Below are 24,287 nucleotides of genomic sequence, written 5' to 3'. Positions count from 1 at the left end.
GCAATCTTCATATCGATCAGATCAAGCCAGCTGTCTGTGACACCGGCGTGATCTTGAAAGAATGCTTTGATGTTGTCTGCGCCTTTGCCTGAAAACTCACTGTCGTCTAAGTCAGCCATTCCCTGAAACGCTTTTCTGAGATTGATAAATTGTTCTCTAATCTGATCGTATTGTTTTGCCCGCTTTTCTGCGGCTGAAATGAACGAGGCTGCTTCAAATACTTTCATTTACGGCTCCTTTCTGCTTCTTTCTGTCTAAATTTTACCATAGGATATAAGATTAGATGAATCTCTTGCATTTGTCGAACTGCTTTATTCAAGATCATAAAATTTCAAATGAAACCTTACACGAAGGAATCTGGGATCGGTAAAACAAAGCCAGATATAACATATATTAAAAAATCTCTTGCATTTCCACACCCGGCATGCTATATTGATATAGCGATGAGCTGAATTGTGTAAGCCGATGCACATGCCCTTGCGGCACACACGAATGTGGCGTGTGGTGTATCGCCTCAATACGCAAAAGACGTTTGCTTCTGCAAACGTCTTTTTTTATTATCCGATTTTCGTTCCGTTCGGTACTGTCTGCTCTGGCGTAAGCAGGACAACGTCTCCTTTTTCCGGGATGCCACCGAGAACGAGAACTTCTGACTTAAATCCGGCGATCCGCCGCGGCGGAAAGTTGACAATAGCTGTAACCTGTCTGCCCATCAGATCACCCGGTTCGTACCGTTTTGTAATCTGGGCGCTTGATTGTTTCATGCCGATCTCTTCGCCGAAATCTATTGTCATCTTAATGGCCGGCACCTTTGCTTCCGGGAATACTTCCGCTTTTACGACCGTTCCTATTCTAAGATCAAGCTTGATAAAATCTTCGATGACTGCCATATCAAAAACTCCTTTTTTACAATCATGATACCAAAAAAAGAAGCAGTTTATTTAACCGATTTTCAGGATTATTTATCAGATTGAAAGGTGTTTCGGAAGACGCGCGGCGTTATTCCCTTATGTCTGACAAACCATCTGGTAAAGGAAGACAAATTTTGAAAGCCGACCTCCTGACTGATGTCTGTCAGCCGGCATTTTGTTTCAATAAGCATTTGTTCCGCTTTCTTCATACGGAGCTCAGCAATATAAGCTTGCGGGCTTTTCCCCGTCTGCTTTTTAAACCAGTCGGAATAATACGCCGGGTGGTAATGTTCCATTGCGGCAAGCTCTTTAATTGTAAAAGTCTTTGAGAGATTTCGGCGGATATACGCAATTGAATCATTTGTACGGTTTTCTTGTATCTTTTCAGCAATATATTCTGCAAGCAGACTCAATGAATGAGCCGACTGCTGCTTTGTCTCTTCTGTCAGCAGAAACCGAATCGAAGTCCAAAAAGGATCAAGCTTATTCAGAACGCCGGGGGCAAATGAACCTTTGAAAAAATATGCCGGTATGTCGAGAACGAGACATTCATTTCGCTCCAAAGAACGGAACCGATGTTCATGCCCGGGCGGAATATACAGCATTTGATCAGGTTTTAATCTGATTTTACGTCTTTCTGTCTCCAGGTCCAGCTGTCCTTCGAGCGGAAAGAGCATTTGGCAGTATGTGTGTGCATGAGAATCAAAAATATGTGAATAGGTGCGCCGCTCACAAATGATATGTTGTAATGAATCCATTTGTCCCTCCTTTTTACATGATGCGTCTTTTTATTTAGTTTACATAATAATATTATTGTTCCCTCTCCTGCAAACCTCTTAGAAAAGCAACAACTGCAAACTCCCGGCTTTCCTTAATTGATTCGGTTAATTCAAATGCACTCTGTTTTCTCAACACGGCAAATCCGTGAAGAAGGCTCCTCAGTCCTCTCGCAGCATGAATCGCAGTGTCAGACTGTGCATATCCGTTAGCTGTCAGCTGCCTGACAACAAGCTCTACAAGCAGGCTTGACAGATTCTCAATCCGGCCATCTTTTATCTTTTGAAATGTTGCGTCATATAATCCGGGATTGGCTTCGGCGAAATTGATATAGGCATCGGCGAGAGCAAGCAAAGCCGTTTCGCCCGTCAGTCCTTCTGCAGAGGCCGCCATATTTTCATATAACATAGTTAAACCGGAGACAGCCAGCTCTGCTTTAATTCCTTGAAGGCCATTGACAAAATTGTAAAGGGAAGGCGGTTTTACGTTTAAGGACTTTGCAACAGCCGCAAGCGTCACTTCGTTTAGCCCTTTTTCGTCAGCGATGCCTGCTGCAGCTCTCAATATCATGTCAAGGCTCATTCCGACTCTCGGTGACATTATGATCGGCCACCAGGCAGGCTTCGTTCGGCTTCCTCAACAGCCTCAGCCATCATTTCAACGGGATTGCAGAGAACATTTCCATGTCCGGCGGCCAGACTGCTTGGTTGATGAGCGATAAGTGTTCTTGCTGTTTTTACAGCTTCTTCTTTATTCCACGTAGCAAAAGCCGGAAACGGAAATTTCCATTTCAGCTTCCCAGAAACAGCAAGGCCGCCCCGTACTTGAAAGGCATCTCCGACGATCAGCATATCATTTCTCATATCTTTAAAAGCGAGGCTTCCCGGCGTATGACCGGGAGCGGGAATGACAAGTAAAGATCCGATCCGCTCGCCGCCTTTCAGCAGGCGATCAGGTTCGGTTCGAACATTTTTCGGCACTCCCCCCTTTATCGGCGTTTGTGCTTCATGCTCAAATAATGAAGTGTCACCTTTCAGCAAGAAAGAATCCCGCTCAGAAATACAGACGGAAGCATCCGGAAATTCCGCAGCTAATGAGTCAAGCGAACCGATGTGATCCCCGTGCGCGTGGGTGAGTAATATGTCATTCAGCGGCTTCCCAAGCTGCCGCAATGCTTGTTTGATTCCTTTATGACTGTTAGGCAGTCCGGCGTCAATCAGGGTTACTCCTTCTTCTTCTTCAACCAAATAACAATTCACCGGGAAGAGCGCGGGAAAAAAAGTCAGCTGCCAAACGGTTCCGTATTGTAAGATTCTCATGAACATCCTCCTAAAACTAATATCATTAGTTTTATTATAACTAATACCGTTAGTTTATCAAGAGTTTTCTGTTTAAATCCTGAAAAAGGCGCGGGCGCTTCTCTTATGCAAAAAAAAGAAACGCGCATACTGTGATAAAAGATGCTTTCAGCCTGCGAATAAATCAGACTACTAAAACCAGCCGGATAAGCATACACTACTCAACGGAGGGGGAGTTCCACACCATGCATATCACACTTCAAAGCATCTGCCCTGTCTTAATGATTGCCTTTTTTCTGTATAAAAAGGTGAAACGGTCCGTCGGCTTTCAGCCTTTGAAACCCCGCTGGCTTTATACAAGAATGATTTTGTTTTCATTGCTGGCCGCAGCTCTGGCGTTTTTCAGCATCACACACCCGGCTTTATACGGCCATCTTATATTCGGCACTTTTTGCGGCTGGCTTCTGGTCCTGTTTGCCAAACGGAACATTTCATTTGAAGAACGCCGCGGAAAAATGTATTTTCGCACTCACCTGTGGATTGAACTTATTCTATTAACGTTATTCCTATCGAGATTTGTTTATCGCGTTATTGAAATTTACCGGGTCACAGCGGACTTTACCCATCCGGAGGCATACAGCCAAACGGTCGGGGCCGATCCGCTGACCATCAGTATCTTTTATTTCATCGCAGTGTATTACAGCGGCTTCTCTTTTTATGTTTTAAAAACGAGCAGAGACCAAACCAATAACAGTCAGTACGGCTGACATCCCTGTCTCAAAAGCAGGGATGTTTTTTTAATCGTGCCGCGTATGGTGAATCATTTGCTGAAGCACATCTAACACATGTTCATCCTCAGGAGAATAATAGATGGATGTTCCTTCTCTGCGTGATTTGACGAGGCGCAGATTTTTAAGAAAACGCAGCTGATGAGAAACGGTAGACTGCAGCAAATTCAGCTTTTCTGCGATATCATTTACCGCGTGCTCACCCTGTGACAGCAAATGGAGAATTCTGATTCTGGTCGGATCAGACAGCGCCTTAAAAGTCTGGGCAACCAAAAATAAAGTTTCCTCATCTAAATCGACAGCGGGGTCATTTGTGTTTCCGGATTCGTGAAATTCAGTCATATACCTCACCCTTCTTTTCTCAAGTAGCCCAATTATACCAAATGTCAATTGATGCAGATACATCCTGCGCCTGACAAAAGAACCGTTATTTTAAATTTATGTTTCAAATACGGGTTTCCGCTTGGTTTCGCGCATTCATCTGTGTCATAATGAAAAAGTCATAATGCTCCTGAAATTGAGGGTGAAACACAGTGGAGAAAAAGAAAAAAGGCTGTTTCGCTGCCGCGGGTCTTATGATGATATGTGTTTTTGTCATGGTTTCCTTCTTCCTCATTCTGTTATTTTCAAATAATGAATGGCTCAAAAGTCTTCCGTTTGATGTCAAGCCGATCGTTCTTGAACGGCTGACAGATTACAAACCGCTTGTTGAAGACGAGCTGGATGAAAAAGGACTCACCAAATATACATCGCTTGTACTCGGCATGATATATCAGGAGTCAAAAGGAAGAGGAAATGATCCCATGCAGTCTTCAGAATCTCTGGGTTTAAAGCGAAATGAGATTAAAAACCCTCAAACCAGTATCAAACAGGGAATCAAACAATTCACTCTCATGTACCAAACAGGCAAGAAAAAAGGCGTAGACTTGGATACGATTATACAAAGCTACAACATGGGAGCCGGCTATATTGATTTTGTGGCTGAACATGGAGGATCGCATACTGAGGAACTGGCAAAACAATACTCCGAGCAGCAGGTCAAAAAGAATCCGAAACTTTACACTTGCGGAGGGAACAAAGACAATTTCCGTTATCCCTACTGCTATGGTGATTACACGTACGCAGAAAAAGTAAAAGCAAAAACAAAAACCGTTGAACAATCCTTAAATGTAACAACACTTGAAACGCTTGAAGAGTAAAAGGCGCCCTGATGAGGCGCCTTTTTCAATCAATAGAAAAAAGCCGCGCAGAGCACGGCTTTTTTTAATAATACGGTGAGATCATTAAGTATACAATGACACCCGTCAGACTGACATACAGCCAGAGCGGCATCGTCCATCTCGCGATTTTTTTGTGGCGCTCCACTTGCATGCTGAATCCTCTGATCAGCGTAAACAGCGCAAGCGGCACGATAACGGCGGAAAGACAGATGTGCGTAATTAAAATAAAGAAATAAATCCCCCGAATGATGCCGTGGCCGCCGAATAAAGTATTTTCAGCCACAGAGTGGTATACGACATAGCAGATCAAAAACAGCAGAGTCGTCGTAAACGCCGCCAAAATAAAGCGTTTATGCGCTTGAATATTTTTTTGCTTAATCATAAAGAGCGCTGCCAGCAAAAAGATAAAAGTAAAGCTGTTAAAAATGGCATTTAACATCGGCAGAATATGAATATTGGCAATGCTGACCTGTCCCGATTTCGGCATAAAAAACAGCACCGCAATTAACCCGTTGATCAGAACGGTCAATGTCAGCACGATACCGGTATAACTTTTAGGTTTGTTTTCTGTCTGATTCATCTTATGACCTCTCTCAATTTTACTGACTATCCAAATGGTATGAGAATTCAGCTTTGATGTCAACGGTTTCGCCCGCTTCGTCAGAAATTAGACAAACTTAAGCCCTAAAAAGACCGGGTGTTTGAGACCCGGCCTTTCGTCATATCATGCTTCCTTCAACAGTTCTTCTATCACCTTATGTTCGTTTTCATTCAACAGATTTTTTGGAATGATCCGATCAATCGGTTTATTCATGTGCTGATCGAGAATATCGGCTGTTTCTTTGTCCCCTGCGATTACGAGACGCTCCCATTGGTGTGAAGCGGCCTTTTGATCAAGGTTTGAAGCCAATCGTTTATACAGCCTGTTTTGGTTTTCTTCGACGTGGGCTTTGGCAGCGTCTTCGTCCATCGACGCGGAGAGGCTTCCGCTTACATCCTGCGGTTTCCACGATTCATTGATGACGTCGTAATGATAATGCTCCACTCCTTCAATTTTTCCGAGTACGGTTTCTATGATCTTCACTTCATTCTGCTGGGTGAGAATAAAAGCCGTGCTCGGAAATTGTTCACGAAGAAGTTCTAATTGATCAAGGACAGCCGTCTCTTCCCAATAAAATCGTGTTTCAACAGGCACCTGCAATTCAATCGTCTCCCAAATACCGCCTTCTCCCGACGCAAAAAATACGAGACTTCGCGGCATCTCTTTACCAAGCTCATCGATATATTGATAGACACGTTCCATGATGCGGACGAGAGATTTTTCTTCTTCCGGATCACTGGCAGACAGATACTCTTTTAATCTCCGAAAACCGGTTTTCAAGGCGATTTTCCACTCTCCCCCCTGCTGATCCGGATTTCTCATATCCGTATTTACATATAAGGAAAGCATTTTATCAGGAGATTCCGTCATTACGTACTTCAATTTGCCGATGAGTGAGTCAATTGCCATTATAGATTCCTCCTTTTTCCGCTGCTCACTGTTCCTTTCCCTATCCGCACCGCCTTAAAAACGTCAATCCACATATAAACGGCAGACTTTTCTAAAAAAGTTTTTGCAAAACCCATTTACAAACCAAGACATCATTTACTACAATGGATACTTGTGTTTAACTAAGACTTTTACGCTGTGAAAGGAGTATGATTTTGTTTACTGCAGAAGAAAGAGATCAGAAAGAGCTGGAAAAAGAGCTTCATAAACTTGAATTTCAGATTTTCAGAATGCGGGAAAATCTGATAGATGTATCAAAAGACGCGCGAGTGCTTGGTATTGATCAATCGAACAATGACGATTGGATCATTGTTTCCTCGATTGATGATGGCCAAACATGTAAGATTATGCTGACTGATTGTGAATCAGCCTACAGGGGAAGAGGCTGTTTTTCACTGATCGCCTCTTATTATGACAATGCCATTCATATCGGGGACATTAAAGGCCCGCCGAACCATGGCTACGGCTCGATCTGCATGAAATTTTTAAAACATATCGCCAGAGAGCAGAATATCCCGAAAGTGACAGGCGACATCGCTAAGCGTGATTGGGATCATGTCGACAGACTCGTTCATTTTTATGAAAAGCATCACTTTGATGTCTGGATTGACAATGATACGCAATCAGGCGGCATTAAATGGGTCGACCTGTAAAAAATGATAGATAAACCCTCGTTAATATGGTGTAATAGATTAAACCATTTAAGGAGGGTTTTTTTGTATCCGGAAAAATTGAAAAAAGGTGACGGCATTCGTATTGTGTCTCCGGCCACAAGCATGTCCGTTATGTCAGATGAAAATATAAATGCCGCGAAGACAAAATTGGAGGAGCTGGGCTTTTGTGTCTCTTTTTCAGTGCATGCGAAAGAAATAAATGAATTTGATTCATCATCCATTGAATCGCGTGTACAGGATCTGCACGAAGCTTTCGCTGATCCTGACATCAAAGCGATTTTGACGACACTCGGCGGGTTCCAATCAAATCAGCTGCTTCGCTATCTTGATTATGAAAACATCAAGCGGCATCCGAAAATCCTTTGCGGCTATTCAGATATTACCGCTCTCGGCCATGCCATATATCAAAAAAACGGCCTTATTACATATTCCGGTCCCCATTTTTCTTCATTTGCCATGAAAAAAGGGCTGGACTATACGATTAAGTCTTTCTTGGCCTGCTGTGCTTCTGACAACCCGTATGAGGTAAAGCCTTCATCCGAGTGGAGTGATGATAAATGGTATTTGAACCAGGAGGACAGACGTTTTTATCGGAATCCGGGACCGCTCGTTATTCAACCCGGATATGCGGAAGGAACACTGATCGGAGGAAATCTATGCACGCTGAATCTTCTGCAGGGCACCGAATACTTTCCGGAGATGGAGCAAGTGATTCTGTTTATAGAAGATGATTATATGTCGGACATTCATATGTTTGACCGGGATTTGCAGTCACTCATCCACCTTCCCGCTTTTTCAGCCGTGAAGGGAATTGTCATCGGACGTTTCCAGCATGCTTCAAATGTGTCTGAGGAGGCTCTGCGTGCCGTCATCCGTACAAAAGAAGAACTGTCATCCATGCCTGTTATCGCAAATGCTGATTTCGGCCATACCTCCCCTTTGATGACATTCCCGATCGGAGGAACATGCAGGATAGAAGCCGGCTCAGAAGGCGGACGGATATGGATCGATCGGCATTAATACATAAAGCCGGGAAAACCGCCCCGTCTTTTTATTTTGACGCCTTATGCCGCGGCGTGCGCGGAGCGATCATAATTCGTCCGCCAGCCGCTGCCGTCACCCATACGGAAGCTCCTTCATAAAAACGGCTGATCTCTTCATTATATACGGCATGTGTCAGTTCACGTTTATCATGCGTTCCGTCTTGGTTTTTTACGTTTAAAATAAGCACAAGCTCGTGCCTGCCATTCTTCATCACGCCAGTACGTCTCACCTTTTCAATAACGGCTGGCCTTCCTCTCCCTCTGTCAAGCGCCTGAAACAGCCTGACAGCAGGCATAGACAGTCCGATAACGAGCACAATGGCGAAAGCGGTGCATATACCTGCATGAAACACCGGTGATTCTGTGAAGGCATTCCATAAACATATAAATTCCGGCTCCATTAGATTCATACATCCCTTCAGATTCCGTTTTCACATCCATTCCTTATTATATTAGAGAAACGCTTTTTCTTTTTCCGCATATAACGATTATATACAGTCAAAAAAGGGAAGAAAAAAAGAACACAAAGCATTTCGCCTTGTGTTCTTCATCTCTATATGAAACTAGTCTAATACTTTAACATTTACTGTTCTGACGCCCCAGTTGTTAGCGTCACTTTTCTTTGCAACAAATACGTCAATTTTATTTCCTTTAATTGCGCCGCCTGTATCTGCTGCTGTTGCCACTCCGTAACCTTCAACATAAACCTTAGAGCCAAGCGGAATGACACTAGGGTCTACCGCGATGACTTTTGCATCAGGGTTTTTGTTTAAGTCAACACCGGTTGCCGTTACACCGGAAATGCCGCCGTCGTTAGCAGAGTAAGCAGTTGCAGTCATTGTCAGCTGCTTTTTAGGCTCTTGTTGGTTTGTATTTGATTGAACAGGCTGCTGTTTTGCTTCGACAGCCTTCGCTTCTTGTTTAGGTTGTTGTTCTTGAACAGGTTCTTGTTTCGGCTGCTCGTTTTTGACAGCTTCTTGTTTCGGCTGTTCTGTCTCGGCAGCTGGTTTTTGTTCAGTTTGCGGCTGGCTGGCTTCTTGAGCCGGCTGTGCAGCCTGAGCCTGACCTTTCACATTTAACGTTGTGCCTGCGTAAATTATATCTGATTGCAAGTTATTCAAGCTTTTCAGATTGCCGACTGATGTTCCGAATTTCTGAGCAATTTTCCAGAGGCTGTCGCCCTGCTTCACTGTGTACTGCCCAGATGTGGTTGTTTCTACTGAAGAAATAGTCAGTTTCTCTCCTTCAATGATTAAATCAGAAGATAACTGATTCCATTCTTTTAAGTCCTTTAGGTTCACTCCGTTTTTTTGCGAGATCCCCCAGAGCGTGTCACCCTTTTGCACCGTGATTTCTTTAGCAGAAGCGTGAGCTCCAAATGCAGTTGTTGAAATTGCTGCAACTGCGACAAAGGACATAATCGTCTTCTTCATAAGTAAATCCTCCCTTGTTAGCTTTTTATTGGCGGCTAACAGGTGATATCGTAACATATGAAAATGTCAGTTCAATAACAAAACGATTTGAATTAGATTACAGTTCCTTTACATGAAACATTTCTCTCGCTTGGTAAGTCTTGCTGAAACCCTGATACAGCAAGGGTTTTCAAGCTTCTGATTTTTCCGGCGCGAATGAAAAACACAATGTGCAAATTTCTAAAAAAACTTTTTTTCACTCTGTTTCTCTTACATAATTTCGGATTTCTTCTAAAAAAACTGCTCCGTATTTCAATCTTTTTTGTTCCCCGACCCCTTTTACGGAAAGAAGATCCTGATCTGTTTTCGGAAGTTTCGCCGACATTTCTTTTAACGTCTGATCTGAGAACACGACAAATGGAGGCACACCCTGTTCAGCTGCAATCTCTTTGCGGAGACGCCGGAGAAGCTCAAATAATTCATCATTTTCGGTAACGGCGGCGGCCTGTAAAGCTTCTTTTCTCGCGACTGCGCTTTTTCCAAGCAGAACGTCCCTGCCTTTTTGGGTGACCATAAGCGTCGGAAATGTGCCGTCCGCCATTCTGATATATTCATCTGAAATAAGGAATTCGATAAAATCACTGATTTCCGATGCGGATTGATGCTTCATAATGCCGTAAGTCGACAGGCTGCTGAAGCCGTTTTCCAGCACTTTTTTATTTTTTGACCCGCTAAGCACCTGCGCCACCATCGTTTTTCCGAAGCGCTCATTCATTCTGATGATACATGACAATACCATCTGCGCTTCTTTTGTGACGTCATGGGCGGTCCTTGTATCAGTGCAATTGCCGCATGCTCCGCAAGCTTCCGCCTCATTCTCGCCGAAATACTTCAGAATAAACCGCTGCAGGCAATCTTCCGTATGACAGTAATCCACCATCTGTCTCAGTTTTTTGAGATCCTGCTTTTGTTTTTCTTCTCCGGCGGCCGATTGGTCTATTAAAAAACGCTGCACCATAATATCCTGCGGCGAAAACAAGAGCACACACTCGCTGTTAAGACCGTCGCGCCCGGCCCGTCCGGCTTCCTGGTAATAGCTCTCCATATCTTTCGGAATCTGCGCGTGTAAAACGAACCTGATGTTGCTCTTATCGATTCCCATTCCGAAAGCGGACGTAGCTACCATCACTTGTATCTGATCGTTAAGAAACCGCTCCTGCTGGTCTTTTCTGTCATCATCCGCCAATCCGCCGTGATAACGGCCGGCATTGATGCCGCCGCGTTTTAATTTCTCATATAAACGGTCGGTTTCTTTTCTTGTCGCTGTATATATAATGCCGGCTTCGTGTTTATTTTTTTCCAGATACCGCTCGATAAACCGGTCTTTGTTTTCGCCCTTTACTACTTTAAACGTTAAATTCTCTCTGGCAAAACCGGTATATACAGTTTGTTCTTTCTTAATATGAAGCTGTTTGCAGATGTCATCATGAACCTCAGGCGTAGCCGTCGCCGTTAATGCGATGATGACGGGCGGTTCTTTTAATTCATTAAAAAGGATTTCGATATTCCGGTAACTCGGCCTGAAATCATGTCCCCATTGCGATATACAGTGAGCTTCGTCAATGGCGACAAGAGGAACCGTAATATTCTGCAGGATGTGAATGAATTCAGAAGAAGTCAAACGCTCCGGTGTGATGTAAAAGAGCCGGTAAGCCCCTTGTTTCAAACCGGTCAGGCGCTCATGAATGTCACGGCTTGTCTGGGTACTGTTAATATAAGCTGCCGCGATACCCGCTTCTTCAAGCGCGTCGACTTGATCTTTCATTAAGGAAATAAGAGGGGAAATAACGATTGTGGTTCCTTCAAACAGCAGTGCGGGAATCTGATAGCAGATTGATTTTCCGCCCCCTGTCGGCATAATGCAGACCGTGTTTTTTCTCTCCTCTGCAACTGATTGTATCGCCTGCTTTTGGCCCGCGCGAAGACTGTCGTAGCCAAAATAATGCGCCAGAAGGGATTGGGCTTTCTCCAGCATATGTTGTAAAACCTCACTTTGTCTTTGATTCTTTCATTTTATCATACTGATAAAGTACGCTGCTCAATGGCAATTCAAAATAAAAAGCCATCTCCGCAAGGGAAATGGCTTTCGCTACGTATGCCGTACGCAAGTAAGAAAGTTTTAAACCACCACTCCTCAAAGTGGGTGTTTGCAGAAGCGTTCCTGTCGTCCTCTGCAATGGAGGCATGACATTCCGGCTTCGATATAAAACTCCCTATTACAGCTTAAAGGTTAAAACTTAATTAACAATACGAACAATGTAGCTTCTCTTATATCCTACACCATCAGTCGTATTTTGGCAAGAGGGTTAATTCTTTTACAGAAAACCTTTTTTCTTTGTGAAAAATGCTTTATTCTACATAAAAATTGTTTTTTCGACAAAATTTCAATATATCAATATAAGATCAGATCGAAAGCTGCCGCCAGTTTCTTCTATAATAGAAAAAACTCTCACACCCTGTAGGGGCGCAAGAGTTAATGGAAATTAGAATTTTGCAGCCAGATCTTTCGCTTCTTGCAGTCCTTTTTCAATGATCTCTTGAGCGTTATCCGGTGCAGCATTATGGCCTTCAACGACAACAGTGTGAAGATCTTGGACACCCCAGAAACCGAGAACGGTTTTCATGAAGTTTAATGACATTTCAAGAGATGCCATCGGTCCTTCAGAATATACGCCGCCGCGTGCGTTTAAGAGCGCTACTTTTTTATCTCCCATCAGACCTTTAGGGCCTTCAGGCGTGTATGTGAAAGTAACTCCTGCACGAGACAGGTAATCAACATAAGTATGAAGCACAGCAGGCACTGTGAAGTTCCAAAGCGGGAATGCAAACACGACTTTGTCAGCTTTGACAAATTGATTTAAGTAAATGTCAGCAGTTGACGCTTGTTTTTTCTCTTCGTCTGTCATTTCAATTCCTTTTGAAGCTTTAAATGTTCCGTTAATCATATCTCTTCCGAGGTAAGGAAGGTTTTCTTTATGAAGATCAAGTTCGATCACTTCATCATTCGGATTGTTTTCTTTATAAGCAGCCAGAAACGCTTCGTATAATTTTACGGATACGCCTTCTTCAGCCGTACGGTCACTTGATTTTACAAATAATACTTGAGACATTCTAAATTCCTCCCGGTAATCTTTTAATATTTACTTACAAATAGTATGTTACTTTCTTTTTTATATAAAGTCAATGATTTTATTTCGATTCCGAGATTTTTTATGGAATAAAAAAACAGGTACATATGAATGTACCTGCTGCTATTATTGTGAATCCTGCTCGCGATCCAGGATTTCGTAAGTTTGTGAGCTTTTTTGATCAACGGTTTCTTTATTTGAGAGGTCTTTCACCTGCTCGTGAAATTTCCTTTCATATGACGGAGCGTCTGTTTTCACATCCCCTTCTGTTTCTCGCTGCGCTTCGACGGTCATTCTGGCGTACGGCACGGCTTCAAGTCTTTCATAAGGAATTTCTTTTCCCGTTTTCTCGCAAATCCCGTATGTTCCTTTATCCATTCGTTCAAGCGCGGCGTTCACCTCATCTAAAAGATTCTGATCGACACCGTCCAGCGTCTGATTCGTGACCCTGTCCAAATAAATGCTTCCGTGATCAGCTAAGTGGTTATCTACTCCGTTCGACAGTTCTCCTGTGTCTTCACTCATTGAATGATTTTCTTTTGATTCTCCCTGAAGACTTTCCTTTAAATCGATTAATTTATGATAAAGGCTGTCCTGCTGTACTTTTGATAATGACATATTCATCATCTCCTTTTTCGTCTGTATTCTTCGCTGCACTGTTAATACATACCCTCGAAAAAGGAGGCTGAAACAACGGGGTCAATGCTTTCTCCCCCTGATGGTGACATTGGGTGTCTGCTGCTTTGTCTGTCTTTTTTCTTTCGCAGCATCATTTTGCGGGTTGTCCCGAAATTCTTCAGCGCAGGCTTGTTTGAGCCTGTGCGCCGGTGTATGGTAAGTGGCGCCGATATTCAGCATACCGCTCAGCTCTTCTATACTCAGCTTTTCAAAATCAATATTGTATTCAACCTTGTCCACTTTGACGTGCTCAATATGGACATATGTTTTTTCCCCTTCAACCGTCTGCGGCTCAAAATGACACTTATCCTGAAGCTCATCAAGCTGTTGTTCCACTTTCTTAAGCCGGTCTAAATCTTCTTCACACACTTTTTTGAAAATCTCTTTCATTATTTTTTTCAAAGAAAATCACTTCTTTCCCCGTCACTCTTGGAAAGTTCTATGCGTCCCGCATTGCGAATATATAAACATGATATACAAAAAGGAGGCGAATCATGATGTTTTTTCCATCCGTTATCAATTTTGAGTATATAAAAATGAACGGAATCAGCGGCGGAGCAACTTTTAACACCGGCTCTTCCGTTATGGTGAGAAACACAGCAGCCAATAAAAGAAATGAAGGGTACGGTGAACAAAACGGTGATTGCACCGTTGTCGTCATCCCTATCATGAGTATCGATGATTCAGATCTGATAGATGGCACAGCAAACAAGATCAGCCTTCGATAATGATCTGGCTTGCATCCCCCAGATGTTTAGCAATCGATATATATAAAATCCCGTCTTTGAATACCGCCTGCATTCCCTTTGTTCCCTGAGCGGAATGCGGAAGGTCGAGTTTTTTTTCAAAATCGCCGTATTTTCCGGTCTTCTGTTTAAAATCCTGTTCATTAAAAAAGGATTTTCTCGTGCCTTTTACGACGATATATTCTCCGTAGGACAGCAGCTGAACATCTTGTTTCCGGTAGCCGGGCAGATACAGTAAAAATTGGAGCTCATCATGGGTTTCCACAATATCTATAAGAGGAAAAGCATCCTCATTTCTTCTCATTTGCCCATCTCCCTGTTGAAAGGGAAAATGAGAATGGCCGTTTTGAAATGATTTCAGTTGTTCATCATCAAAAACGTTTTTCCAAAAGTCGCCGCCGGACATGTTTTGCGCCATTTCCATCCATTGCTTCATCTTATCGAAATCCATTTTTATCGCCCCCTGTCTAAGCATACGGTCATAACAGCCGGCATACACCTGTATTAAAGGAGGTTTGCCTGTGGTTCAACCAACTCCATATATCAATATTAATATTTTCATGTTGAAAATTAATTCCTTTGAAAATGCTTCAGCGGTGAATGTCGGACAAAATTTACTGGCGGAATGGCAGAATTCTGATAAAAAGAATCAGGGATACGGACAGAACTTCGGAGATGCAAGCGGCTTCATCGGCACGAACGGCAAAGTGGATGACCGGGATCAAATTGATTCTCCATCTACCTTTGAGTCTGCATGCGATAAAATCCCTGCCGGAAAAGGAGGCCCATTATGATGTTTTCGCCGGTTTTGGTAAATGTAGGAGGCTTTAAAGTAAATGCAGTCGACCGCGGTTCTTCCATTACGATCGGCCCGTATCAGCAAATCGATTATTTTTTATCCAATAAGATCAACTACGGATTCGGTGAAGAAAATGGTGATTTGGCGCCGATTTATATCCCCATCAGTTCTATTGCTGATCCGGATCTCATTGATTCGAACTCCGGAAAAACAAGCATTATATAATAAAAAGGCCATCCGCATGCATTCGGATGGCTTTTATGTGATATTTAACTGCATAAGTATTTTGTTAAGATGGCTTGAACCTCAGTCAAGTCCGTTTCTTTTGCAAATTCCAATTCGAAAGTTTTTCCCCTTGTCATTAATACAAGCCCGGTATCGGGATCAAACATCCCCGCTTCTTGAATGGCGAAGCTTTCAATTGTTTTATATGGAAGAAATACGCGCACTTTCTTTTTGGAGAACATTTTATTATCAAAGAAAATCACTCGTTTATTCGTAAAGCATATTTGGTCAACCCGCAGTTTATAAATCGTTTCGATCCGTTCTCCCTCAACGAGCAAAGCCTCCAGCTTTTTTGTGTCGGTTGATCTGCTGACAGAAAAAATTCCCAATGAAGAACCCCACTTTCTGCTTCTATACTATTGTTTTATTACAATCATAAAAAAATAAGTTCTTTATCCCTATATAAGAATACGACATAGACGGCATTTAAACCATTACGAACAGATTACATTTTTAGAACGTTCATCAAAAAAGCCCTTCGCGAAAGGTGCCGCTGTTATGAAGTAGTACGGTTCAGCGAAAGAAAAGGTTTCAAGAAAACGGTATTTTTTTCGAAAAGTCAGTTTTTTATTTTCGCCATAAAAAACCGCGGCTTCTCCAATGCCGCGGTTTCAACAAAACATCAACGATCCGTATCTTCAATTGTTCCTTCTTTATAGGTATCTGAAATTTGTTCCATCGTCGTGTCGGTGCCTTCTTCAGGTTGCACTTGCTGAAGCTGATCTGATGTTTTATTTTGTTTGTCTTGCTCTGTTTTTTTCATTTTGCAGCCACCCTTTATATGTAGTCTTTTTTAGTATGGCTCAGGCAAAATGAATTCATTCAGCTTTAAACTTCTTCAAAATACTCTTTGTAGAAGCCTCCGACTTTGTTTGTATTGTCTACAACAAAAATGAATTCTTCTGTTTCATTTTTGACTTCATACTCTTTACCCGGCGTCAGCACATTTTTGACAATGTATTTTTTCGCATCTGTATGTACGCATTTGACCTTTTTGACGCTTTCTTTTGTCTGCCAATTATTATGAATCATTTATAAAACTCCTTTTCTTAATCGATAAGCTTATTGTAGCCGTTTTTTCTTGTGAATTGCAATAACGGTTATCAATTGATTTTACCGGGGCTGTTATTATAGAATGACTGTATGCGCTTACTTTGCGCGGACATCAAGATGCTCAAAACAGACCATAAAAAAATTTCGGGAGGTTTGTTACGAATGAGTTCTTTAACGATGCAGATCACAAAAAGGCTGGAAACATTTTTACAGGGCACGAAGAAACTTTATATTGACGGAAAATTTGTTCCTAGCGCTTCAGGATCAACATTTGTCACACCGAATCCGGCAACCGGAGAAACGCTGATGACGCTTTACGAGGCACAGACAGAAGACATTGACAGTGCAGTGAAAGCGGCACGCAAAGCCTTTGATCACGGCGAATGGCGCACTATGCCGGCCGCTTCCAGAAGCAGGCTGATGTATAAGCTTGCCGATTTAATGGAAGAGCACAAAACGGAACTCGCGCAGCTTGAAACACTTGATAACGGAAAACCGATTAATGAAACGACGAATGGGGATATCCCGCTTGCAATTGAGCATATGCGTTATTATGCCGGATGGTCTACAAAGATAACCGGACAAACGATTCCGGTCGCCGGCTCATATTTTAATTACACCCGCCATGAGCCTGTCGGCGTCGTGGGGCAGATCATCCCTTGGAACTTCCCGCTCCTTATGGCGATGTGGAAAATGGGCGCCGCCCTTGCCACAGGCTGCACAATCGTTTTGAAACCGGCCGAGCAGACACCGCTGACCGCCCTCTATTTAGCGGAATTAATAGATCAGGCGGGCTTCCCTGACGGCGTCATCAATATTGTTCCAGGGTTCGGCGAGACGGCCGGGGAAGCGCTGACCAACCATGACGATGTCGATAAACTCGCTTTTACCGGCTCTACAGAAATCGGCAAAAAAATCATGGAAAAAGCCGCAAAAAAAATTAAACGCGTGACACTGGAGCTTGGCGGAAAGTCACCTAACATCATTTTGCCTGACGCCAATTTGAAGAAAGCCATTCCCGGCGCTTTAAACGGGGTCATGTTTAATCAGGGGCAGGTATGCTGCGCAGGCTCCCGTGTCTTCATTCACAAAGACAAATATGATGAGGTCGTCAGCGAAATGGTTTCATATGCGAAATCGCTTCAGCAAGGCGCCGGCCTTCACCAAGATACACAAATCGGCCCGCTCGTCAGTCAGGAACAGCATGAGCGCGTGCTTTCATATATTGAAAAAGGAAAAGCGGAAGGAGCCAAAGCTGTCGCGGGCGGCAGCTGCCCGTTTGAAGAAGGGTATTTTGTCTCCCCGACTGTATTTGCGGATGTGGATGACAGCATGACCATCGCAAAAGAAGAAATTTTCGGCCCTGTTTTAGCCGCCATTCCGTATGATACGGTAGATGAAGTCATTGAGCGGGCGAACCGCTCGGAATACGGCCTTGCAGCCGGACTTTGGACTGAGAATGTGAAAAACGCCCATTACATTGCTGACCGTCTCCAAGCCGGCACCGTTTGGGTCAACTGCTACAATGTTTTCGATGCGGCATCTCCTTTCGGCGGCTATAAGCAATCCGGCCTCGGGCGGGAAATGGGCTCTTACGCGCTGAATAATTATACAGAAGTGAAAAGCGTCTGGATCAATCTGGAAGATTAATCAAACAAGAAACTGCTGCCTGTCAGCAGTTTCTTTCTTTTGTCATGCCGCCTTTTACATATGAATATATATGCTTCTGAAGGAGTTGAGCGAGTGTGAGCACAATTCATGAAAACGTCAGAAGCCGCCAAAAGAAAACCATCTCCCTATTAAGAGAAACGCAAAATGCGGACGGCTCATGGTCATTTTGTTTTGAAGGACCGATTTTGACAAACGCCTTTCTGATCCTCCTCCTCACTTCTCTTGGAGACAATGATAAAGAACTGATCGCTGAGCTTGCAGAAGGCATTCGCGCTAAACAGCGCCCGGACGGAACTTTTGCCAACTATCCTGATGACCGGAAAGGAAATGTGACCGCCACTGTACAGGGCTATGCCGGCTTGCTGGCTTCCGGTTTATATAGCCGTTCTGAGGCGCATATGATTCAGGCCGAACGCTTTATCATCTCAAATGGCGGCTTGCGCAACGTACACTTCATGACAAAGTGGATGCTTGCGGCAAACGGCCTTTATCCATGGCCCGCGCTGCATCTGCCATTATCTTTCTTAGTCATTCCCCCATCCTTCCCGCTGCATTTTTACCAGTTCAGTACATACGCCCGTATTCATTTTGTACCGATGGCCGTGACGCTTAACAAAAGATTTTCGCTGAAAAATCCCAACGTTCCGTCTCTCGCGCATTTAGATCGGCATATGACTAAAAATCCGTTTACATGGCTTCGTTCCGATCAGGATGAGAACAGAGACCTCTCTTCTCTTTTCGCGCACTGGAAGCGGCTTTTGCAGATTCCTGCCGCTTTTCACCAGCTCGGTCTGCGTACGGCCAAAACGTATATGCTTGACCGGATTGAAGAAGACGGCACATTATACAGCTATGCGAGCGCCACTATTTTTATGGTGTACGGCCTGCTCGCTCTCGGTGTATCGCGCCACTCCCCCGTTATCAGAAAAGCACTTGCCGGCACGAAAGCTTTGCTCACGTCTTGCGGCGATATACCGTACCTGGAAAATTCAACGTCGACCGTTTGGGATACGGCGCTTCTCAACTATGCGCTTATGAAAAGCGGGATCTCAGATAACGATCAGATGATAACCAGCGCCGCCCGGTTTCTGCGTGAACGGCAGCAGACGAAAGTCGCTGATTGGGCCGTTCACAACCCGCATGCTGAACCGGGAGGATGGGGTTTTTCAAACATCAATACAAATAATCCTGATTGTGATGACACAGCCGCAGTGCTCAAAGCCATTCCGCGAAAACTTTATCCCGCCTCATGGGAACGCGGACTGAGCTGGCTTTTGTCCATGCAAAACAGTGACGGCGGCTTCTCTGCTTTTGAGAAAAATGTCAATCATCCGCTGGTCCGCCTGCTGCCGCTGGAATCGGCTGAGGAAGCTGCCATCGATCCCTCAACAAGCGACTTAACCGGGCGGGTGCTGCACTGTTTAGGAGAAGCGGGGCTTTCTTCTGATCACCCTCAGATTGAAAAGGCCGTCCAATGGCTGATCCGCCATCAAGAAGAGGACGGATCGTGGTACGGCAGATGGGGGGTCTGCTATATTTACGGCACATGGGCAGCGCTGACAGGGATGAAGGCTTGCGGCGTGAGCCAAAACCACCCGGCCGTGAAAAAAGCGATCCGCTGGCTGAAGTCCATTCAAAACGAGGACGGAAGCTGGGGGGAATCCTGTAAAAGCGCAGAAGAGAAAACCTATGTTCCGCTTTCTTACGGGACGCTTGTACAGACGGCTTGGGCGGCCGAAGCTTTGCTGCAATACGAAAAAACTCATCATCAAGCCGTCACAAAAGGCATATCTTTTCTTATTGAAAACCGGCATTACGAAGGAGCCGCTTTCAGCTATCCGACCGGAATCGGCCTGCCGAAGCAGTTTTACATCAGGTATCACAGCTACCCGTATGTGTTTTCTTTGCTTGCGCTCAGCACTTTTATGAAAATGAGTGAAAAGGAGGAAGAAAAATGAAACGGCACGCTTATCAAACCGAAATGCTGAATTGGTGTGAAACCTTGAAGGAACAAGTTATTCAGCAAGGTCGGTTCGATCGCTTCGCGGCACAAATCGACCGGATTTTTCACACCCTTCAGGATGATGGATTAACGGAGGCGGAATGGTACGAACAAGCATCGGCACTTTACCGGGACATTACTGAACCCGAAGAGCCGGATGAGCGCAGAGCTTATGTGCCGATCGGCAAGCATGTCCTCCCTAAACTGCCTTACAGTTATTCCGCACTGGAACCGTATATTTCAAGAGAGATTATGAAACTTCACCATACAAAACACCATCAGAGCTATGTTGACGGTCTGAATAAAGCAGAACTGGAGCTCAAAAAAGCGAGACAGACGAAACAGTACGACTTAGTGGCACATTGGGGGCGACAATTGGCGTTTCACGGCGCGGGCCATTATTTGCACAGTATTTTCTGGTTTTCGATGAATCCAAACGGAAAAAGACGGCCGACGGGTGCACTCTTTCAAATGATTGATGTGTCATTCGGAAGCTACTCCGCTTTTAAAGAGCAATTTTCTCAAGCGGCGAAAAAAGTCGAAGGAGTCGGCTGGGCTATCCTAGTCTGGGCGCCGCGCGCCGGGCGGCTGGAGATTTTGGCCGCTGAGAAGCATCAGCTCTACAGCCAGTGGGACGTCATTCCTTTGCTTCCGCTGGATGTGTGGGAACACGCTTATTACTTACAATATAAAAACGACCGAGCGGCTTACGTGGATCAATGGTGGAATGTCGTTGATTGGCGGGAGGCGGAGAAACGGTTCGAGCAAGCGCACCGCGTGATATGGCCGCTTTATTAAAAAAGCCCCCGTCTTGAACGGGGGCCTGCTTCTTTTGGTTTAAAAAATACCAAGGACGTGCAGAAAAACGATAATAATGGCTACAGGAGCCACATAACGGATTAATAGGAGCCAGACTGCAAACCATTTTCGTTTTATACCGGAACCGCTTTTCAGTTCGTCAAACAGCATCTGTTTCGGAATTTTCAGCGGTACGAAAACGGCAATTAAAAGCGCGCCCAGCGGCATTAAGACATTGCTGACCAGAAAATCCGCAGCGTCAAAAATACTGCGGTGAAAAATAGAAACATCACTCAAAATTCCGTACGACAGCGCCGAAGGGACCCCGACAATAAATATAGCAAGTCCCCCGATCCATGCATACCGCTTCCGTTTTGCCGAATCGCCTTTTGACAAAACAGCAACTAAAATTTCAAGCATTGAAAAAGCCGATGTCAGCGTCGCAAATAAAAACAGCAGCAAAAAGGCGAGTAAAAACACGATGCCCAACGGCATTTGGTTAAAGACGGTCGGCAGCACGTTAAATAAAAGCTGCGGGCCTTGATCCGGCTTGAGGCCGAATGCAAACACCGCCGGAAAAATCGCCACTCCCGCCATCACAGCAACAAGGACATTTAATACCGTCACCGATACGGCGGATTGAACAATATTTTCTTCTTTTTCTAAATATGCGCTGTATGTAACCATTACGGACACTCCGACGCTTAACGAGAAAAATGATTGTCCCATCGCATATAAAATGGTATTGGCATCCATCGCGCCAAAATCAGGCATAAAAAAGAATTTTAATCCTTTTGCTGCATCATGCAGCGTAACGGAGCGGATCATTAAGAGAATAAACAGAATAAACAGAGCCGGCATCAGCACCTGGCTCACTTTTTCAATGCCGCTGCTCACCCCTTTTGCCACAACTAAAATCGTCAGCACGATAAACAGCAGTTGGCCGAAAACGGCTGCATAAGGATTTGAAATGGTATCGATAAATAACGTATCAAATCCCGAAGAAAGCGATAAGCCGCCTGTAAAGCCTTTTATAATGTAGATTAATATCCATCCCCCCACTACGCTGTAGAAGGATAATAGAATAAAACACGTAATGATTCCGAGATATCCGATCCAGTGCCACTTTTTCCCCGGCGCGAGCGCCTTATAGGATTCAACGGCGTTTTTTTGTGTTTTTCTGCCGATAATAAATTCAGCAAGCAAAAGCGGCAGTCCGATTAAAACAGTAAATAAAATAAAAACAAGCAGAAAAGCGCCGCCTCCGCTGGTTCCCGCTACGTAAGGGAACTTCCATATTGCGCCGAGCCCGATTGCAGAGCCGGCCGTAGCTAAAATAAATCCCAGCTTAGATGACCATTGATTAGCTTCTTTCACTTCAGCACTCCCAATTCATTTCAGTATAAAAATCAATTGTAAGAATATATGTCTGAATAGTCAAGAAGATGTTAGTTTACATAATAATTTTATTGAAAACTTATATTTAATATTGAATTATTCAGAAAATTATTTATAATGGAATACAGAAAAGTCAGTCATATTTTCTGACTGATTGATTGAATGTAAAAGGAGCTGTGTTTATGGAATGGCTGAAAAAAATAAGCAGGTTTGCGGGCCAAACCTTTGGCTTGTGGGTTATCGTCTTTGCCGGTTTAGGATTCGCCTGCCCTGATTTGTTTTCTTGGATCAGTTCTTATATGACGATTTTCCTTGGTATTATTATGTTTGGGATGGGGCTTACTCTTCAAGCAGACGATTTTAAAGAATTAATCAGAAAGCCTTGGCATGTCGTGATCGGAGTCGCTGCCCAGTTTACGATTATGCCGCTTACGGCTTTCTGTTTATCAATCGGGCTCCGCCTCCCCGCAGAAATCGCCGCGGGCGTCATTCTGGTCGGATGCTGTCCGGGCGGTACGGCATCAAACGTCATGACGTTTTTGGCGAAAGGCAATACGGCGCTTTCTGTTGCGGTCACCACGATCTCAACATTGCTTGCTCCTATTGTAACGCCGGCACTTATTATGCTGTTTGCGAAAGAGTGGCTCCCCGTTTCTTTCGGCTCACTGTTTGTTTCCATTATGCAAGCCGTGCTTTTGCCGATCGTCCTCGGGGTGATTGTGAAGCTGTTCTTCAAAAAACAGGTCGGACAAGCCGTGCACGCGCTTCCTCTCGTGTCGGTAATCGGCATCGTAGCGATTGTATCCTCTGTCGTCAGCGTAAATCGTGAGCATCTGCTTCAATCAGGACTGCTGATTGTGTCTGTCGTCATCTTACATAACGGAATCGGATATTTGTTAGGATTCCTGACTGCAAAGCTGTTCAAAATGGATTATGCTTCACAAAAAGCGATTGCGATCGAAGTCGGAATGCAAAACTCCGGACTGGGCGCAGCGCTTGCGACAGCGCATTTCTCCCCTTTGTCAGCCGTGCCGAGCGCAATTTTCAGCATATGGCACAATCTGTCGGGGTCTGTTCTTGCCACCTACTGGTCTAAGAAAAAAGAGAAAAACAGCGCCGAAGAAGAAGAAACGGCAAAGATTCCGTTTTCATAACTGAACAAGGATAGGCTGCTGCCGCTCCTATCCTTGTTTATTCTGCAGATCACGAAACAGACGCAAAAGCGCTTTTTTTACATCCCCCTGAAATAAACCTCCATGATAACAAATCAATTGGCGGATATCATAATCGAGCAGCCGCTGCACAGAACGGACCGCATCATCCATATGTAACGTATAGCCGGGATTAGCAAGGTTCAGCTTTCCGTCTTCAATGACGACCGCATCACCTGTGACCATAGTTTTTTCGGCAGGCAGATAAAGACTGATATGGCCGGGTGTATGACCCGGCGTGGCTACAACGCGAATGCCTCCGCACCAAGGCAGCAGCTCGCCGTCAGTAACTGTCCGGTGAACTGGAGCCGATTCGACTGATTGAAGCGAGCGGATGAACTGTTTTGCATAAGGCTTTGCATCCTCTGGCAATGAACAAAACGTTGATTCAGCCTGCTCAAGCCGTAAAGATTTTTTAGAGCCGTCAATATACGGGGCTTCACGCTCATGTACTGTCACGCTGACATCCGGATGTAAACGGTATAATGCAGCGAGTGAGCCGATATGGTCTATGTCGTGATGCGTTACAATGATTTTTGTCAATGAATGAAGCGACATTCCATGCCGGGCAGCGGCATGTTGAAGATGGTTTGTAAAACCGGGATATCCGCAGTCTATTAATATCGTGTCATGTTCGTCTTGCAGAAGAACCGGAGTGATAGAATGCAATTCTTCATTATATTCAAATTCGATCTCAAGCGGATAACAGCTTTTCATATAAATTCTCCCCTTCTCTCAATAAAAAAAGTACACTGCTTGTAAGGGCAGTGTACTTTTTGTCTGTCT

Annotated in this window: 31 protein-coding genes and 1 other RNA gene; 11 read left to right on the top strand and 21 right to left on the bottom strand. The window is 44.3% G+C overall.

Annotation, left to right across the window (positions count from 1 at the left end; translation table 11 throughout):
- The 5 genes from BGM27_RS20520 to BGM27_RS10180 all read right to left on the bottom strand — a co-directional run.
- On the bottom strand, positions 1 to 227 hold a 227-nt coding region (locus BGM27_RS20520; RefSeq protein ID WP_254122801.1), incomplete at its 3' end, for a T7SS effector LXG polymorphic toxin.
- A 330-nt stretch (positions 228 to 557) separates the two neighbouring features.
- Positions 558 to 890, bottom strand: a complete 333-nt coding sequence (gene csaA / locus BGM27_RS10195; protein WP_007407998.1) for a chaperone CsaA — start codon at positions 888 to 890, stop codon at positions 558 to 560.
- 68 nt (positions 891 to 958) lie between these two features.
- Complete coding sequence (locus BGM27_RS10190) at positions 959 to 1,669, bottom strand: AraC family transcriptional regulator (protein ID WP_007407997.1); 711 nt, start codon at positions 1,667 to 1,669, stop codon at positions 959 to 961.
- A 52-nt stretch (positions 1,670 to 1,721) separates the two neighbouring features.
- Positions 1,722 to 2,288: a TetR/AcrR family transcriptional regulator gene (locus BGM27_RS10185; protein WP_007407996.1), complete on the bottom strand. Its 567-nt coding sequence runs from the start codon at positions 2,286 to 2,288 to the stop codon at positions 1,722 to 1,724.
- Positions 2,288 to 3,007 (bottom strand): MBL fold metallo-hydrolase, encoded by a 720-nt coding sequence (locus BGM27_RS10180; protein ID WP_020954035.1) that lies wholly within the window; start codon positions 3,005 to 3,007, stop codon positions 2,288 to 2,290. The genes BGM27_RS10185 and BGM27_RS10180 overlap by 1 nt, the downstream gene beginning before the upstream one ends.
- 224 nt (positions 3,008 to 3,231) lie before the next feature.
- On the opposite strand from BGM27_RS10180, the gene BGM27_RS10175 reads away from it, so the two are divergent.
- Positions 3,232 to 3,753 carry a CcdC protein domain-containing protein gene (locus BGM27_RS10175; protein WP_007407994.1) on the top strand — a complete coding sequence of 174 codons (522 nt, stop codon included), beginning with the start codon at positions 3,232 to 3,234 and terminating at the stop codon, positions 3,751 to 3,753.
- A gap of 30 nt (positions 3,754 to 3,783) precedes the next feature.
- Here the strand turns inward: BGM27_RS10175 and czrA are convergent, their stop codons facing one another.
- Positions 3,784 to 4,116: a Zn(II)-responsive metalloregulatory transcriptional repressor CzrA gene (gene czrA / locus BGM27_RS10170; protein ID WP_007407993.1), complete on the bottom strand. Its 333-nt coding sequence runs from the start codon at positions 4,114 to 4,116 to the stop codon at positions 3,784 to 3,786.
- A 191-nt stretch (positions 4,117 to 4,307) separates the two neighbouring features.
- Between czrA and BGM27_RS10165 the strand changes: the two genes are divergently transcribed.
- Positions 4,308 to 4,973 carry a lysozyme family protein gene (locus tag BGM27_RS10165; RefSeq protein WP_003153802.1) on the top strand — a complete coding sequence of 222 codons (666 nt, stop codon included), beginning with the start codon at positions 4,308 to 4,310 and terminating at the stop codon, positions 4,971 to 4,973.
- A 64-nt stretch (positions 4,974 to 5,037) separates the two neighbouring features.
- Here BGM27_RS10165 and BGM27_RS10160 read toward each other — a convergent pair whose 3' ends face one another.
- A complete protein-coding gene (locus BGM27_RS10160) occupies positions 5,038 to 5,574 on the bottom strand; it encodes a DUF420 domain-containing protein (RefSeq protein ID WP_007407990.1) in 537 nt (178 codons plus the stop codon).
- A 144-nt stretch (positions 5,575 to 5,718) separates the two neighbouring features.
- On the bottom strand, positions 5,719 to 6,504 hold the full coding sequence (locus BGM27_RS10155) for a VLRF1 family aeRF1-type release factor (protein ID WP_007407989.1): 786 nt from the start codon (positions 6,502 to 6,504) through the stop codon (positions 5,719 to 5,721).
- A gap of 188 nt (positions 6,505 to 6,692) precedes the next feature.
- Here BGM27_RS10155 and BGM27_RS10150 point away from each other — a divergent pair, with 188 nt between their 5' ends.
- On the top strand, positions 6,693 to 7,196 hold the full coding sequence (locus BGM27_RS10150) for an N-acetyltransferase (RefSeq protein ID WP_014418107.1): 504 nt from the start codon (positions 6,693 to 6,695) through the stop codon (positions 7,194 to 7,196).
- Positions 7,197 to 7,259: 63 nt separating this feature from the next.
- Positions 7,260 to 8,237, top strand: coding sequence for a S66 family peptidase (locus tag BGM27_RS10145; protein WP_007407987.1), 978 nt, complete (start codon positions 7,260 to 7,262; stop codon positions 8,235 to 8,237).
- Positions 8,238 to 8,268: 31 nt separating this feature from the next.
- Here the strand turns inward: BGM27_RS10145 and BGM27_RS10140 are convergent, their stop codons facing one another.
- The 7 genes from BGM27_RS10140 to gerPC form a co-directional block, all read right to left on the bottom strand.
- On the bottom strand, positions 8,269 to 8,661 hold the full coding sequence (locus BGM27_RS10140) for a hypothetical protein (RefSeq protein WP_007407986.1): 393 nt from the start codon (positions 8,659 to 8,661) through the stop codon (positions 8,269 to 8,271).
- A 162-nt stretch (positions 8,662 to 8,823) separates the two neighbouring features.
- Positions 8,824 to 9,693, bottom strand: coding sequence for a 3D domain-containing protein (locus BGM27_RS10135; RefSeq protein WP_007407985.1), 870 nt, complete (start codon positions 9,691 to 9,693; stop codon positions 8,824 to 8,826).
- A gap of 235 nt (positions 9,694 to 9,928) precedes the next feature.
- Positions 9,929 to 11,707: a DNA helicase RecQ gene (gene recQ / locus BGM27_RS10130; protein WP_007407984.1), complete on the bottom strand. Its 1,779-nt coding sequence runs from the start codon at positions 11,705 to 11,707 to the stop codon at positions 9,929 to 9,931.
- A 107-nt stretch (positions 11,708 to 11,814) separates the two neighbouring features.
- Positions 11,815 to 12,000, bottom strand: a non-coding RNA gene (gene ssrS, locus BGM27_RS10125) — 6S RNA.
- 215 nt (positions 12,001 to 12,215) lie between these two features.
- On the bottom strand, positions 12,216 to 12,842 hold the full coding sequence (locus tag BGM27_RS10120; protein ID WP_007407983.1) for an FMN-dependent NADH-azoreductase: 627 nt from the start codon (positions 12,840 to 12,842) through the stop codon (positions 12,216 to 12,218).
- Between the two features lie 144 nt (positions 12,843 to 12,986).
- Positions 12,987 to 13,478 (bottom strand): TraR/DksA family transcriptional regulator, encoded by a 492-nt coding sequence (locus BGM27_RS10115; protein WP_007407982.1) that lies wholly within the window; start codon positions 13,476 to 13,478, stop codon positions 12,987 to 12,989.
- Positions 13,479 to 13,559: 81 nt separating this feature from the next.
- Entirely contained in the window at positions 13,560 to 13,940 is a 381-nt protein-coding gene (gene gerPC, locus BGM27_RS10110) for a spore germination protein GerPC (protein ID WP_007407981.1), read from the bottom strand.
- A gap of 92 nt (positions 13,941 to 14,032) precedes the next feature.
- On the opposite strand from gerPC, the gene BGM27_RS10105 reads away from it, so the two are divergent.
- A complete protein-coding gene (locus BGM27_RS10105) occupies positions 14,033 to 14,266 on the top strand; it encodes a hypothetical protein (RefSeq protein WP_012117743.1) in 234 nt (77 codons plus the stop codon).
- Here the strand turns inward: BGM27_RS10105 and BGM27_RS10100 are convergent.
- Positions 14,253 to 14,735, bottom strand: a complete 483-nt coding sequence (locus BGM27_RS10100; RefSeq protein WP_003153787.1) for an Hsp20/alpha crystallin family protein — start codon at positions 14,733 to 14,735, stop codon at positions 14,253 to 14,255. The two genes, BGM27_RS10105 and BGM27_RS10100, sit on opposite strands and share 14 nt — an antisense overlap.
- A gap of 70 nt (positions 14,736 to 14,805) precedes the next feature.
- On the opposite strand from BGM27_RS10100, the gene BGM27_RS10095 reads away from it, so the two are divergent.
- Complete coding sequence (locus BGM27_RS10095) at positions 14,806 to 15,078, top strand: hypothetical protein (protein WP_003153786.1); 273 nt, start codon at positions 14,806 to 14,808, stop codon at positions 15,076 to 15,078.
- The gene (locus tag BGM27_RS10090; RefSeq protein WP_003153785.1) at positions 15,075 to 15,308 is read left to right on the top strand and encodes a hypothetical protein; all 234 of its coding nucleotides are present in this window, start codon (positions 15,075 to 15,077) and stop codon (positions 15,306 to 15,308) included. Before BGM27_RS10095 ends, BGM27_RS10090 begins: the two co-directional genes overlap by 4 nt.
- 44 nt (positions 15,309 to 15,352) lie before the next feature.
- Here BGM27_RS10090 and BGM27_RS10085 read toward each other — a convergent pair whose 3' ends face one another.
- The 3 genes from BGM27_RS10085 to BGM27_RS10075 all read right to left on the bottom strand — a co-directional run bounded on the left by BGM27_RS10085 (position 15,353) and on the right by BGM27_RS10075 (position 16,400).
- Complete coding sequence (locus BGM27_RS10085) at positions 15,353 to 15,697, bottom strand: PH domain-containing protein (protein WP_003153783.1); 345 nt, start codon at positions 15,695 to 15,697, stop codon at positions 15,353 to 15,355.
- A 293-nt stretch (positions 15,698 to 15,990) separates the two neighbouring features.
- Positions 15,991 to 16,131: a DUF4025 domain-containing protein gene (locus tag BGM27_RS10080; RefSeq protein WP_003153781.1), complete on the bottom strand. Its 141-nt coding sequence runs from the start codon at positions 16,129 to 16,131 to the stop codon at positions 15,991 to 15,993.
- Positions 16,132 to 16,196: 65 nt separating this feature from the next.
- The gene (locus BGM27_RS10075) at positions 16,197 to 16,400 is read right to left on the bottom strand and encodes a DUF6501 family protein (RefSeq protein WP_007407979.1); all 204 of its coding nucleotides are present in this window, start codon (positions 16,398 to 16,400) and stop codon (positions 16,197 to 16,199) included.
- 183 nt (positions 16,401 to 16,583) lie between these two features.
- Here BGM27_RS10075 and BGM27_RS10070 point away from each other — a divergent pair, with 183 nt between their 5' ends.
- From BGM27_RS10070 to BGM27_RS10060, 3 genes are all read left to right on the top strand, one after another.
- On the top strand, positions 16,584 to 18,071 hold the full coding sequence (locus BGM27_RS10070) for an aldehyde dehydrogenase family protein (protein WP_003153776.1): 1,488 nt from the start codon (positions 16,584 to 16,586) through the stop codon (positions 18,069 to 18,071).
- 95 nt (positions 18,072 to 18,166) lie between these two features.
- Positions 18,167 to 20,050 carry a terpene cyclase/mutase family protein gene (locus tag BGM27_RS10065; RefSeq protein WP_007407977.1) on the top strand — a complete coding sequence of 628 codons (1,884 nt, stop codon included), beginning with the start codon at positions 18,167 to 18,169 and terminating at the stop codon, positions 20,048 to 20,050.
- Entirely contained in the window at positions 20,047 to 20,892 is an 846-nt protein-coding gene (locus BGM27_RS10060) for a superoxide dismutase (RefSeq protein ID WP_007407976.1), read from the top strand. The genes BGM27_RS10065 and BGM27_RS10060 overlap by 4 nt, the downstream gene beginning before the upstream one ends.
- Before the next feature lie 39 nt (positions 20,893 to 20,931).
- Here the strand turns inward: BGM27_RS10060 and BGM27_RS10055 are convergent, their stop codons facing one another.
- On the bottom strand, positions 20,932 to 22,269 hold the full coding sequence (locus tag BGM27_RS10055; RefSeq protein WP_007407975.1) for a sodium-dependent transporter: 1,338 nt from the start codon (positions 22,267 to 22,269) through the stop codon (positions 20,932 to 20,934).
- A gap of 203 nt (positions 22,270 to 22,472) precedes the next feature.
- Between BGM27_RS10055 and BGM27_RS10050 the strand changes: the two genes are divergently transcribed.
- A complete protein-coding gene (locus tag BGM27_RS10050; RefSeq protein WP_007407974.1) occupies positions 22,473 to 23,444 on the top strand; it encodes a bile acid:sodium symporter family transporter in 972 nt (323 codons plus the stop codon).
- Between the two features lie 27 nt (positions 23,445 to 23,471).
- On the opposite strand, the gene BGM27_RS10045 is transcribed toward BGM27_RS10050, so the two are convergent.
- Positions 23,472 to 24,218, bottom strand: a complete 747-nt coding sequence (locus BGM27_RS10045) for an MBL fold metallo-hydrolase (RefSeq protein WP_007407973.1) — start codon at positions 24,216 to 24,218, stop codon at positions 23,472 to 23,474.
- Positions 24,219 to 24,287 lie beyond the last annotated feature (69 nt).

Source organism: Bacillus sp. FJAT-27001 (assembly GCF_019039175.1).
In the GTDB taxonomy this organism is placed as follows: Bacteria; Bacillota; Bacilli; order Bacillales; family Bacillaceae; genus Bacillus; species Bacillus velezensis.
Note: the sequence above shows the minus strand (reverse complement) of the source record. Positions and strands in the feature narration are given on the sequence as shown.